This window comes from Vibrio sp. OPT18 (assembly GCF_015163615.1).
Taxonomy (GTDB): Bacteria; Pseudomonadota; Gammaproteobacteria; order Enterobacterales; family Vibrionaceae; genus Vibrio; species Vibrio coralliirubri.
Window position 1 is genome coordinate 152,032 of the sequence record NZ_JADDYK010000021.1, and the last position, 14,388, is coordinate 166,419.

Below are 14,388 nucleotides of genomic sequence, written 5' to 3' on the forward strand. Positions count from 1 at the left end.
GTGATTTATAGCGTTTGGCAGTTTGTTTAATTTTATGCTTATTGATGAATAACTTAAAAAGCGTATTAATGAGGACGATTGTTATCGAGGCTTAATTCGAAAAGAAGTTGCTCTAAAACCGTTTTTGCAGAGGGTTCTAATGTCCAAATACCGAGCATTCTGTTTAGTGCAGCGCGATACACTCTGTTTTTGAGTAGGAAGGCGAGTGTGCTCGTATCGTTGTTAAAAACGTGTGTTTGTATGATTGTGAGCTCTGGTTTATTTGCGATTTCAATTTTCTGTAGGTTAAAAGCAGGCAGGAATGAACACTCGTACCAAATCTCAATGATCTCTCGAAGTTCGATTTCTTCTTCAGGCACGTCACAGCCCTGAAATATATGATTCTCAGGAATTGCGGATAAGTAAGCTACATCAAGCTTGTCTGCAACGAATGTGTACATTTTCTTCCTTGTTACCTGTGGTATTGGGCGAATCATCTCTCTCACTTATGATTTTGTCAATTACATCCATTTCCCTAAATAGCGAATTGTGATTAAGCGTTGAGGTTTTAGCTCAAGCTGTTTAAGTATTTGTCTGTTAAGCCAAAATATTTCAAATTCCCATCCGGCTCTAACACCAAACTCATGTTTGATGTTGCGATCAAACCAGGGTCATTAGTCGAAAAAATCACGGTTTTATTCAACAATTTATCGGAGAACAGGCGATTAAAGTATTGAGCGTTTTCTTGCTCTGCACCGTTGAACGGTTCATCAATGATAATCAGAGATTGCTCACAGTTACCTAGGCCAAGTGCCAAACGCAATTTTTGTTGAATTCCATTCGGGAGACTTTTGCATTTATCCACGCTTAACTGAGTAGCCAAGCCTTCAGGAAGCCATTCATCTAATTCAAAGAAGCTGATCATCTCTTGCATCTTGTCTGTTGGAATCAGCCCGTTGTGTAGAATGAAGTTGGTCTCAAGTGAGCCTTCAAAAATATGTAAATTGAAAGGGATGTAGTTAATCGACGTGCGATAACGGTAGCTATTGAACTGTTTAATGTTGTAACCATCGACAGATACAGCGCCTTGATAGCGGTCTTCTAACCCAGCAATGATCGAGATTAAGGTGGTTTTGCCGCAGCCCGTAGGGCCACAAATGACCACTTTGGCACTGGGTGGCACTTTGAAACCAAGGTTGGTTAAGCCGGTCGCCGCTCCTGCATATCGGTGACTGACACCGCTGCCCACAATGCTGCCTTGGAACTGGCGAATAGGTGGGCTTTTTTCTAAGGTCAATTTGTCGTCATTCATCGACATCAGGTTGTTTATCTGTGCTGATGAAGCCTTGATCGATTGGAACTTGGAAATTGAGTTATAGATACCCATGATTGGGCCTAACGCTTTCCAAACCAAAATTACGGTCGCGAGCATGGCACCCGCATCAGAAGTGCCTTCCATCACGCCGATTACCGCGGTCACGATACTTGCTGTACCAATCACTTGAATCAAACTGCCGCCAGCGGCCTGAATCTTACTGTTAGTCACGGCAACGTTCTCTGCATCGCTGGTGCTTTGCATATGCGATGCACTGAATCGAGATTGAACGACACGAAGTAAAGGCAGGCCTTGGATAGTTTTGATACCACGAAGGATTTCGTTCCATTGATACGAGACCATCGCATTGGCGCGCGAACTTTTGGATGTGGCCTGCGAGTAGATATAGCGAGAGTAAATACAGAACACTAGCATCAGTATTAAACCACCCATTACCACCAATGCCGCTGTACCAGACATCAGAGCAATGGCGATGATAAATACAATCACAAACGGCATATCAAAATAGCTGAGGGTTGATTCTGCAGTCACCAAGCGTCGGAACGTATCGATATCTTTCAAACGAGCTAACTGGGAAGATACCCCAGCTGTAGATGTCATCGCATAAGGTAGCCACAGTAGCTTAGATATAACGGCTTGCGAGATGTGCACGGCGAGATCTTTACCGGACGTGGCAATGATATTTACCCGCATCTTTTTAAAGAAATACTCCGAGAAGCCAACAATAATGGCGAATAAGGTTAACCAATAGAGTGTGGCTTCGGAGCTCGAAGTCAGTGCGAAGTTATATACACTCATAATAAAGAAGGGTTGCAATGCACCGAGAATACTGATGACGAAGCTGAGAATGATCAGGCTTTTAAGTTCATTGTTGTAACGATAGAAAGCATATTTAATCCAATTGCTTCTGTCTTGCGATTCCGGAGGTGGTTCGCGGAACAGACGAGAATATTCGCTAATCGCAATCAGCAAACAGGGCTTCTTGCACATTGGGTATTCAATGGTGTTGTTGTTCGTGTAATCAAACAGCAGCAACTTTCCATCTTTGGTGCCTAAGAAAATCGCACTTAGATTCTCAATTTCAATAAAGCATGGGTGAGGGTGCTTATCAATATTCTCGAGTGTCTTTAGCTTAGTCACATCACAGCGATACCCAAGGCGCTCTATGGTTGCTGTAAAGCTGTCGCCATCTTTGGGTTTTGGAATAAAAGCATCGCTGAGTATCGCCGGTGTGCCTTCCCATTCGAGTGCTATCAGGGTGTAGGCCAAACCACGAATAAGTGGCGATTGACTGTAACGTTCGTCGTATCCACTAGATTCAAAATCCAAGACACGTTGCGGCACATTATTGAAGTCTACTAGGATACTCATTGGTCACCTCCGGTAAGTTTTACGCGTTTGAGGCGGTGATTAAGTTTGTCCATTTTATTGCTGGCGATGATCAAGATTTTGTCATTGGCGCGATAAGCCGTACTGGTGAGAACGACTCTCGCAAATTCCTCATCAAACACACAATCGATGTCATCAAATATCAACACACGCTTACTGGCGAGTAGGGCGCGAACTAATAATAGGGCGTAGCCAACTTGGCGAGAGAATGGGTTACGCATATGGCCTTTGAGTTCTGTATAAAACCCGGCAGGAAGCCCATCAATTTGAGCTTTGATGTTCATGGTTTCACACAGTGCAAACGCCGTGTTATTCAAGCTTGGGCGGAAACAGGTGAGGTTATCTATAATCGTCCCTTCTACGAACGAACTGGTCTTATCAACCATCAGAACACTGTTACGCCAAACGTTGTAATTGACGTCATCCAAAGGCGTGTCGTTAATCATGATATCGAGTTTGCTATCACTGTTCTGACGCGTAATACAGTTAGCGAGGTGGGTCTTACCTGATCCACTTTTTCCTGTCAGCAAATAGGCTTGGCCTAGTTCGAACTCGATACGCTGCTTTTCAGAATACTTAACCGAGATACGTTCTACTTCTGTTGTTTCATGTTGCTGTTCAACAGAGGCGGCCAATTCAAGGAGGTCAGCGATACGTTGGATATGGAGTTTGTTTAACTCCCAGCGGCTTGCGGTTCTCATTACCTGTTGATATGGCGCAAAGTAACGGTTGGTCAGCATGATGATCGCGGCCATGATGCCTTGACTCGATTCCATATTGATTACGGCAGTCGCCAAGACTACCACAACGCAAGCAATGGATAGCTGTTGAATGAGCGCCAAAATCAAGCCAAAGTTCGACTCGATCTGCTCATATTTGATGTTCTCCACTTCACGCTCTTCGACCATTTGTGTCATCAGGCTTTCAACGCGGTATTCCATGTTTCGTGCCTTGATATCTAGTGGGCTAGAGATAATCTCAATGATTTTGGAGGTAGTTAACCCTTCGATGTCTGACTTATTCTGCAAGCTACCAATTTTCTGTTTGGAAAGGCTCCAAGCGAAAATCGCTAAGACAGCCGAGGCAATTAGAAGGGTAATGCCAGCCCATATGTTGATGAGACCGATGATAAGTATAGTAATCACGCTAACAGCAAGGTTGATAAGCGCTCGAACCGATTCTCCACCAAAGAAGGTCTTAAGTTCAGGAATCGTTGAGATTCGTTCTAGGTATTCGCCTGGCTCCAAACTGCGGAATTTAGAGATCTCCGCCAAACAGATGGATTGGAATACCTTGTTGGTTAGGTTGGTTTCAAACTGCCTCATGATAACGGAAGATATCTTCTCTTCCTGACTTTTTAAGTGGTAGTCGAGGAAGATGGAAATCAAAATAATCGCGAACAATAAGAACAGCGTATCTTGTGCTTGGTTGGGTAACACTCGGTCAAAAATGATCAAAATAGAGAAGGGCAGTACCAAACCAAACAGGGTCGATATTATCGTTGAGAAAGTCAGATAACACTTATCTGCCATATTGATCTTTTGCGAAAACTGCTCAGTTTGCATTATGACCTCCTTTCCTCAATGACTCCGTTGAGAGAAGATGTTTTGGCACCAAATCTTGATTGTCTCGTCCCTCAATATCGCTCATTAATTGCATCACGCTTTCGATAGATTGAATTGAGAGTATGCCTTTTATTTGCTCAAGCTTGATGGTCTCGATGATGTAGTCGTATCGTGCGCTTTCGTAGTCTCTTAAGGCGCTGAATAGTTTACTTTCCGCCGCCAGCAAGTCGGTGATAGTACGCGTGCCCAATTGGTAGGCTCTTTGGATCCCTTTATAAGACGCGTAGTTGGCGCGAATGATGTTTTCGTAACTGCTTATAGACTGCGAGAAATCGTTAATGTTGAGCACGGAGGTATTCACGCTGTTACGTGTGGTATAAAGCGAGTCTTGATAAAGCAGTTCGGTACGTTCGATGGCCGTCGATGATTTTTGATAGCCATAGTAATCAGAGCCACCAGACAAGATAGGCACGGCGAGATTCAAGCCAACACTGGTTGAGTTACTTTCACCCGTTGCTGTAATGTCGGTTTTGTCGTAGTTATTGGCGTCATCGTGTCGATAGCTGGCTGAAAGCGATACGGTCGGTAAGAAGTTCGAACCGCTCTCTTTTAAGCTTCTGCGGCTTCTTTCTACGTTTTTCCTTGCTACCAACAAGTCGTTATTGAGCTTTAACGCCTGATCCATGATCGTGCGTTGTTCGGTTTCGTTGATCTCTTTTAAAGGCACGCTTTCGTATATGTCTTGCGACGGAGTAATAGGGTATTGTATTTGAATAGAGAGCCCGTTGAGAATGACACGACGATCTTTCTGCAAGGTTCTTAACCGGTTCGACACACCTTCTTTCTGAGCGATAACTTCGTACAGCTCACTGGCTGCGGTGTTACCTAGCTCTACATTGCGTCGCATTTGATGTTCACGTGTTTCGGACGATTTAAGCTCAACCTTGGTCGCTTTGATTTGGGCGTTGTTTTTTAAATACTCAAAGTATTGAGACCCGATTTCCGAAATGGTGCTTTGGATTTTGTTCTCGTGTTTAATCTCTTCGATATTGAAGTCGAGCTTTGCTGTCCCATATTTGAAAATGTCACCAAGATTGAATATGGATTGCGATAACGAAAGGCTGTAGCTATTTGAGTTATAGCTAGAGGTTTCATCCGGCACGCTCGATAGCAAGGTTTCATTCTCGTTCCATGTGGTATCGGCAGCACCATTGAGTGATGGCAGAAATTTAGAGCGACTGATACCAATGTTGTACTCGTTTTCTTCCACGCCCTTATCACTCGCACGAAGAGACAGGCTGTTTTGCAGGCCGAGCTCTACCGCTTCAAGCAGGGTAGTCGCCGATGCTGAAGGTGTCGTGCTTAATACAAGTGCAGCCATGATGCTGCTAGTTAAGTTTTTGTACCGCCACATACTTGTTGATCACCTTGATGATTTGGTCGCTTTTATAAGGTTTGCTGATCACGTAATCCATTCCGGCCTCAATACAAGCCTGGTGTTCGTTACTGCTGGTCAATGCGGTTGCACCTATGATGGTACAAGGGTTTTTCTCGTTTTCTTGTTCGAATTGGCGAATGCGTTTTGTGGCTTCGATGCCACCCATACCCGGCATGATGCAATCCATGAAGATGATGTCAGAACGCTTATTCATGAAGTGCTTCACCGCATCGGCGCCATCGCCAACCATGTCGGGTTCATATTCTTGCTTGGTCAAGATTCGTTTCAGTAAGATCTGCTGAACTCGGTCATCCTCTACGATCAGGAATGAGCTGTTTTCCATCTGTTCTTCCGATGCTTCCGCTTCCATAATGGTGAGCAGGTTTGGAATGAATTCGTAAGGAATAGCAGGGGCGTTGATGATTTTGTCGACAAAGCTATGACACTCTTGTGCTTGCTGAGTGTTGGTCACTGACAACAGTAACTTGGTATTTGGGTGGTTCTTAAGTTGGGATTTCACTGTTTTACTCAGTGAGGGCAGTTTGTTGGGTTCAAAGGTATCGGTCAGCATAATCGCATCGTATTCACCGAACGTTTTCGCCGCTGAGAAAAGCTCATTTGCAGTGCGAATCTCGGTGATCTCTAGCCCCAAGTTACAGAGCATTTTCTTCATCACATCGATACGAACTTGAGTATTAGCACACAAGAGTAAACGCTTGCCATCAAAGCGCGTTTTCTCTGTATGGAAGTTCTTAGCCTTAAGATCAAGTTCAATCTGGAAACGTTCCTGAGCCCCTGACTGGAACCAGTGACTCTCGTAATATCCGTAGTCCTTCAGAACGCTTTTCGCCAAGTCATCTGTGTTGGCAGTATGATCTTTGTGTGCGCTCCAATGGAGTTTATTAAGCTTGGCAATAGAAACATCCAGCGTTGATAAGAAGTTGAGATTGATGGTGACACGGGTATTTTCCATGTCTGACGCCGCACCCGATTCAATCGTCACAAACAGCTTCTTATTTGATTTGAGTTGAATAGCGTTAGAAAGTTGAAGGAACAGTATCCAGAATAAGCTGGTGGATTGGCCTGCAACACGATTCGGTAAGTTGTCTGAGATAAAACAGTCAAGTTCGCCTTCATTTCGTTGAATCTTGGCGCTGATATGAATCATCAATTCCGACAAGACATTGAGTAGTGAAAATTCTTTCGATTTACTTTCCGTACCCTGTGAAATCAAGCGATTATAGTTTTCTGCTAACTCAGATAGTGTGCTACACGCAGAGGTAATATCGTTCGCCATCAACACGCCGTTTTCATCGGTTTCTTGAACCAGATATTGGACGCCACCGTTGATGGTGTTTGTAATTCCACGAATCTCATAGCCGATCAGCGCATACAACTGTTTGTAGAGATCGTTATTGCGCTTTTGATCTTCTAATTTACTGAAGATAAGTTTGAGATGAGAGTAAATCTGACGCTGTTTGGGGTTGATGCTCACTTCATTAAGAAGCTCTTCAAGACGTTGTAAATCTAACTGCTTCAGCTCTTGATACAGGGCGTCGAATTCATAGTCGATTTCGCGCTCGTTTGAGCTGGATTTCTTCAGTTTCAACATAGCAACTGAGTTGGATAGAATCGTAATCACAGCCAATATCACGACCACCATAAACAACCAGATAAAGAACTCGTTTTTCTCAGACATTAAGTCATTCGCATGGTTGTTAAACATGGTGCGATAGTTGTCATCCATCTTCAGGTAGTTATTGGTCAATGAAAGGTACAAGCCCAATACGTCGTTACGTGTTTTGGAGCTATCAGAGAAACGATTAATCGCCAATTCCAGTTGTGTGTATTCAGTTGCCCCAACCAAGCTGAACTCGGTTTTGTTCAACGAGGCTAAAGAGCGAAATTCATCAATTTCACGCTTCAAGTTAATTAGGTTGAATTCGTTAGTACCGCAAGTGTTGGTACTTAAGCACTGCTGCAGAGTTTGAATATCTTGTTCTATGGTCTGATTAAGCTTCTGAGCTTGTATGAGCAGTGGGGCGCTTTGCACTTGTGCAATTGAGTCTACTTTTGACCAAGAAAAGTATAAATAGAAAGCGAGCGCAGCCAATACCACGCTAAATAGTATGCTTAGACGTAGAGCGGGTACGGAAATATTGTACGAAGGTTTACCGCTCATTGATTATCTCTCATCGAAAGCATCCTCGATGGCTGACATCACAGGTTTCGCAGCGTATTCGATCACGCGACGCGAGCCTGTTTTCACATCGGCGGTAAATTCCATATAAGGTGATAGCTTGTATTGAGTGCCTCCTCGTTCAAGAAAGTTTCGGTCAATTTCAATCTCTGCTAAATAGAATTCAGCGTCTTCTTCTTCGTATGATGAACGGCTGATTGAGGCGATGGTTCCCTCAACAAACCCGTATTTTGCAAAGTTATAGGTATCCATTTTTACTTTCACTGCCTGACCAATTTCGACAAATCCCATGTCTTTACGTGGGATCTTCGCTTCACCGTGAAGGGAGTTATTGATCGGTGCAATATCGGCGATACTTTCTCCTGGAGGAATCACAGCAGAGCGGAAATTGAAATGCAGTTTGTCGACCACACCATCCACCGGAGAGTAGACGATTAAGCGATCAACCTTGTCGGAATGCTGTGGTTGTAAGATTCGCTTTAGCTTGAGGTCTTTATTTGCTTGAATGATTTGCGCTTGATACTCAGAGTTTCGGTTCTCAACCAAGTCACGGTGTTGCTTTTCCAATTTGTCGAGTTGGAAACGCTCATTCATCACAGACTCGTCAAGGTTCTCAATCTCACGCACCATATTCGACTCTTGTACTTTCATGTTAAGTACGTCGACATATGACGCCATCTCTTCTTTATAGAGGGTGTTTTTGATGTTGAGCTGCTTACGTATCAGAGAGAGTTGATTCTCTGAGCTTTTGCGACGCTTTAGCATTGAACTGATTAACGAGTTCTTGTGCTTGATATCGTGAGTGATGAGCTCTTCATTTGAACGGTTTTTAGAGAACTCTTGCCTCCACGTATTCATGTTGACCTGAACTTGCTCAGGGTATTTCTCAATGAAGGCGTCGAAGTTAGGTTCTACCATGTCGCGTAAGCTTTCATAACGAATCTTATCGAGCTCAATCTGAATAATTTCAGTATTCACGGTATCAAGTTGAGTGTTACGGTCGAGTGAGCGTATTCGAGCGATAGGTTGGCCCTCATAAACGACTTCCCCTTTTCTGACTAACAATTCTTCTAATATCCCGCCTTCTAAATGTTGAACCTTCTCAACATCCGATTCCAATAGCAGTTCGCCACGTACAGAAACAACAATGTCGATACGTGCTTGTGACGCCACCGCAATAGCGACCAAAGCGAGCAAGAATATAATGAGCAACGTTTTGTGAACGCTGGTCATGGCACTAGCAAGCACAATAGTGTCATCAGCTGTGACCTTAGAAGCCTCGTTATTGGAAACAAGTGCTTTTCTGAGGTGATGTTCTATTTGGTTATTGCTCATGACTGACCTCGGTTACTTGCCATCTATTACTTCCTTAATATCCAACAAGTGGTTGATTTGTCGATTGACGTTGTGCAATTCAGTTTTTACATCCTCTATTAGATCTTCCGGCGCAGGGAACTCGTGTCTACTCAAGTGTTCCAATTTGGCCATTTTGGGCGGAAGGTCTTGGTCGCAAAGCAACGTTAAGATGGTCTTCAACTTTTTTGAGTAACTATTGAGTTCATCAAAACGATTACTCTTATGAAGCTCTTCTATATTTAGGGCTGCGTCAGAAAAGTCATTGTAAAAGTCGCCTAATAGCAATTGCAGCCCTTTGTGGTTGTTGTCGACTGAGCGCAACAAATTCGTCATGTCTATCATCGCTCCACTGCCTTAATTGCTTTAATCACAATAACTAAGGATCTTTAAAGGCAGTTTTCAAATTTTTTTTGATTCTTTCTCTTTAAAAAGAAATTATGAAAAATGTTGTATAAAAAATTGGTTTTTCAAAATGATGTCCTTTAATGCTTCTAAATACGATCAGTTAGCTAGTAGCAACGGAGGCTGTAATGGCAGGCGAAAATAACCAAAACAACCAAAATGAAGATCTAAATGACGCGGTAGAACAAACGGATACGAACGACGCGGGTACGCCCTCCCAACAGCAGAATCAACAAAATCAACAAAATACGATTGCGTCGACAATAGCGACGGGTGCTGAAAATACGGATGCGGCAGACGAAGTTAACCAGGCTTTAGACGACAATCCGAGTGGTGCAGGTAATGCTGAAGATGCCTCGGCTTCTGGTGCGGCTGTGCAAGAAGAGACACCAGAAAGTGGTAGTGATTCAGAGGCAGCTCAATCCAATGTGGTCGATAGTGTTGCTTCTGAAGGAGGAAGCGCTGAAGGTGCATCGGGAAGTGGTGGTGAGGGTTCTGGTGCAGGTGCACAAGCTGTAGGAGGCGGTGGTGGTGCCGGATCTGAAGGGGGAGTTGATGCAGAAGGCAATCAAGCCCAAGGTCAAGCAGTACAAACTTCAGCAGCATCAAGTTCTTCAACAGACTCTGAAGGGTCACAAGGTGGTGATAATCTAGATTCGGAAACCGCAGAAGAAACGTTTGCAGTCGATGTTCAGGACCAAAGTGGTGAAGCAACGAATCAAGTAGAAGATGATTTTGATTCTGAAACGGTAAGCGAAACGTTTAAAATCAAAGTCGAAAGTGAAAATGATGCACCAGAAGCTGAACAAGATCTGGCTTACATCATGGATGAAGATGGCTCCATAACATTCACTCAAGAACAATTACTCGAATACGCAAGTGATGTAGATGGGGACGAGCTTGTTGCTTCTAACGTTCAAGTTGGTGCTGATGCAACAGTTCAAGACAATGGTGATGGTACTTTCACCGTTGTTCCTTCAGCTGACTTTTATGGTGAACTTGACCTTACTTTCGACATTAGTGACGGCCAAGAAACGATTAGTAGCGCAATTGATTTAACGGTACGTCCGATTAATGACGCGCCTGTTCCTGAAGATAAAACGTTTGAAATCGAGGAAGACGGAACTCTTGTCTTCACCGACGCTGACCTTCTTTCTGGCGCTACTGACATTGAAGGCGATAACCTGACGGTTGAAGGTATCACTTATGAAGGTACTGATGGCGTACTGACTGACTTGGGTGATGGCTCATATAGCTTTGCGCCAAACGAAAACTTTAATGGCGATGTGAATTTTAGCTTCGATGTGTCAGACGGTACCGATACGGTGTCTGCAAACATTGATGTTAGCGTGACTCCTGAGAACGATCCGCCAGTTGCGGGTTCAACGTCTTACACCGTAAATGAAGACAATTCGATTACCATTTCTGATGCACAACTATTGGCAACATCTTCAGATATTGAAGGTGATGTATCGATAGACAGCGTGACTTACTCTGGTAGTGACGGTGTCCTCGAAATCAATGGTAACGGCACGTACACCTTCTCGCCAAATGAGAACTTCAGCGGTGAAATTGCACTGGATGTAGTTGTTGCTGATGAAGATGGTGCGACGGACGCGACGACAGCTGGTATCAATGTTCTTGAAGTGAACGATCCGCCGGTTGCAGGCCCAACGTCTTACACCATTGATGAAGACTCAGTACTGACCTTCAGTGAGTCTCAAGTGTTGCTTAATGCCTCAGATATAGAAGGGGATGTTGAGCTAGTTGGTATTAGCTACGATGGCCCTGAGGGTATCTTCTCAGTAAATGGTGATGGCACTTGCAGCTTCGCTCCAAATGAGAACTTTAATGGCCAAGTTCAGCTTGATGTCACCATTCGTGATGAAGACGGTGCACAAGTTGAAACCGTCATCAATGTCGACGTATTGCCAATCAATGATGCGCCAGTGTCTGGTGATTTGGCTTACAACGTTAATGAAGATGGTTCAATCACATTGAGCCAAGATCAGCTGTTGTCTCAAGCGTCCGATGTTGAAGGCGAAGACCTAACCGCGAGCGACTTAACGGTTGGTGGTGATGCGACGGTTGTAGCTAACGACGATGGCAGTTTCACGATTACGCCAGATGAGAACTTCAATGGCGACATCGATATCAGCTTCGATATCTCAGATGGCACCAATACCGTTCAAGCCTCTGCAGACTTAACCGTTAACCCAGTTAACGATTTACCAGTCCCTCAAGATCAACAGTTCAGCGTGGAAGAAGATGGCACGCTCATCTTTACCGATGCAGACCTGTTAACAGGTGCGACTGACATTGAAGGCGATAACCTTACTGTTGAAGGTGTGACCTACGATGGCGGCGACGGTATTCTTACCGACAACGGCAATGGTACTTACACCTTCGCTCCGAATGAAAACTTCAATGGTGACGTAAACTTCGGTTTTGATGTCTCTGATGGCACCGATACGGTATCTGCGAACATCGATGTGAGCGTAACTGCCGTTGATGATGCGCCAGTATCGGGTGACCTAGCGTACTCAATTGACGAAGATGGTTCGATTCGTCTAAGCCAAGAGCAGCTTCTATCACAAGCTTCTGACGTAGAGGGTGATGACCTTACGGCTAGCAGCCTAACGGTTGGCGGTGATGCAACAGTCGTTGCTAACGATGACGGCAGTTTCACGATTACGCCAGATGAGAACTTTAACGGTGACATCGATATCAGCTTTGATATCTCTGATGGCACCAATACGGTTCAAGCTTCAGCAGACCTGACGGTTAACCCAGTAAACGACCTACCAGTGCCTCAAGATCAACAATTCAGTGTTGAAGAAGATGGCACGCTCATCTTCACCGATGCTGACCTATTAACAGGTGCTACAGACATCGAAGGCGACAACCTAACGGTTGAAGGTGTGACCTATGACGGTGGCGACGGTATTCTTACTGATAACGGTAATGGTACGTACACCTTTGCTCCAAACGAGAACTTCAATGGTGACGTAAACTTCGGGTTTGATGTCTCAGACGGTACCGATACGGTGTCAGCAAACATTGATGTAAGCGTAACTGCGGTTGATGATGCGCCAGTGTCTGGCGACCTAGCGTACTCAATTGACGAAGACGGCTCGATTCGTTTAAGTCAAGAGCAGTTGCTATCTCAAGCTTCTGATGTAGAGGGTGATGATCTTACTGCTAGCGGCCTAACGGTTGGCGGTGATGCTACAGTCGTTGCTAACGATGATGGCAGTTTCACCATTACGCCAGATGAAAACTTTAATGGTGATATCGATATCAGCTTTGATATCTCAGATGGCACCAATACGGTTCAAGCTTCAGCAGACCTGACGGTTAACCCAGTAAACGACCTACCAGTGCCTCAAGATCAACAATTCAGTGTTGAAGAAGATGGCACGCTCATCTTCACCGATGCTGACCTATTAACAGGTGCTACAGACATCGAAGGCGACAACCTAACGGTTGAAGGTGTGACCTATGACGGTGGCGACGGTATTCTTACTGATAACGGTAATGGTACGTACACCTTTGCTCCAAACGAGAACTTCAATGGTGACGTAAACTTCGGGTTTGATGTCTCAGACGGTACCGATACGGTGTCAGCAAACATTGATGTAAGCGTAACTGCGGTTGATGATGCGCCAGTGTCTGGCGACCTAGCGTACTCAATTGACGAAGACGGCTCGATTCGTTTAAGTCAAGAGCAGTTGCTATCTCAAGCTTCTGATGTAGAGGGTGATGATCTTACTGCTAGCGGCCTAACGGTTGACGGTGATGCAACGGTTGTAGCTAATGATGACGGCAGTTTCACCATCACGCCAGATGAGAACTTCAATGGCGACATCGATATCAGCTTCGATATCTCTGATGGTACCAATACGGTTCAAGCATCGGCTGATTTAACGGTTAATCCAGTAAACGACCTGCCAGTACCTCAAGATCAACAGTTCAGCGTGGAAGAAGACGGCACGTTAATCTTCACAGATGCTGACCTGTTAACCGGTGCTACAGACATTGAAGGTGACAACCTAACGGTTGAAGGTGTGACCTACGACGGTGGTGACGGTATCCTGACCGACAACGGTAACGGTACTTACACCTTCGCACCAAACGAGAACTTCAATGGTGACGTAAACTTCGGTTTTGATGTCTCAGACGGCACCGATACGGTATCAGCAAACATCGATGTGAGCGTAACAGCGGTTGATGATGCACCAGTGTCTGGCGACCTAGCATACTCAATCGACGAAGACGGCTCGATTCGTCTAAGCCAAGAGCAGCTGCTTTCTCAAGCATCAGATGTTGAAGGCGATGACCTTACTGCTAGCGACTTAACGGTTGACGGTGATGCGACGGTTGTAGCCAACGATGATGGCAGCTTTACCATCACGCCAGATGAGAACTTCAACGGTGACATCGATATCAGTTTCGATATCTCTGATGGCACCAACACGGTTCAAGCTTCAGCAGACCTTACTGTTAATCCAGTTAATGACCTACCAGTACCTCAAGATCAACAGTTCAGCGTGGAAGAAGACGGCACGTTAATCTTCACAGATGCTGACCTATTAACAGGCGCAACGGACATTGAAGGTGACAATCTAACGGTTGAAGGTGTGACCTACGACGGTGGCGACGGTATCCTGACCGACAACGGTAATGGTACGTACACCTTTGCGCCGAATGAAAACTTCAATGG

General features: G+C 44.8%; 8 protein-coding genes. 1 reads left to right on the forward strand and 7 read right to left on the reverse strand.

Annotated elements, in window-relative coordinates; genetic code table 11:
• Positions 1–65: 65 nt before the first annotated feature.
• The 7 genes from IQQ51_RS03150 to IQQ51_RS03180 all read right to left on the reverse strand — a co-directional run bounded on the left by IQQ51_RS03150 (position 66) and on the right by IQQ51_RS03180 (position 9,605).
• On the reverse strand, positions 66–440 hold the full coding sequence (locus IQQ51_RS03150; protein WP_050621561.1) for a hypothetical protein: 375 nt from the start codon (positions 438–440) through the stop codon (positions 66–68).
• Positions 441–547: 107 nt separating this feature from the next.
• Positions 548–2,686, reverse strand: a complete 2,139-nt coding sequence (locus IQQ51_RS03155) for an ATP-binding cassette domain-containing protein (RefSeq protein WP_050621560.1) — start codon at positions 2,684–2,686, stop codon at positions 548–550.
• A complete protein-coding gene (locus tag IQQ51_RS03160) occupies positions 2,683–4,269 on the reverse strand; it encodes an ABC transporter transmembrane domain-containing protein (RefSeq protein ID WP_193840342.1) in 1,587 nt (528 codons plus the stop codon). Before IQQ51_RS03160 ends, IQQ51_RS03155 begins: the two co-directional genes overlap by 4 nt.
• Positions 4,259–5,683: a TolC family protein gene (locus IQQ51_RS03165; RefSeq protein WP_048608503.1), complete on the reverse strand. Its 1,425-nt coding sequence runs from the start codon at positions 5,681–5,683 to the stop codon at positions 4,259–4,261. Before IQQ51_RS03165 ends, IQQ51_RS03160 begins: the two co-directional genes overlap by 11 nt.
• On the reverse strand, positions 5,658–7,889 hold the full coding sequence (locus IQQ51_RS03170) for a response regulator (protein WP_193840343.1): 2,232 nt from the start codon (positions 7,887–7,889) through the stop codon (positions 5,658–5,660). The genes IQQ51_RS03165 and IQQ51_RS03170 overlap by 26 nt, the downstream gene beginning before the upstream one ends.
• Positions 7,890–7,892: 3 nt before the next feature.
• The gene (locus IQQ51_RS03175) at positions 7,893–9,242 is read right to left on the reverse strand and encodes an HlyD family type I secretion periplasmic adaptor subunit (protein ID WP_122080866.1); all 1,350 of its coding nucleotides are present in this window, start codon (positions 9,240–9,242) and stop codon (positions 7,893–7,895) included.
• Between the two features lie 12 nt (positions 9,243–9,254).
• The gene (locus tag IQQ51_RS03180) at positions 9,255–9,605 is read right to left on the reverse strand and encodes a hypothetical protein (protein ID WP_048613289.1); all 351 of its coding nucleotides are present in this window, start codon (positions 9,603–9,605) and stop codon (positions 9,255–9,257) included.
• A gap of 188 nt (positions 9,606–9,793) precedes the next feature.
• On the opposite strand from IQQ51_RS03180, the gene IQQ51_RS03185 reads away from it, so the two are divergent.
• A partial coding sequence (locus IQQ51_RS03185) for a cadherin-like domain-containing protein (RefSeq protein WP_193840344.1) occupies positions 9,794–14,388 on the forward strand: 4,595 nt, incomplete at its 3' end.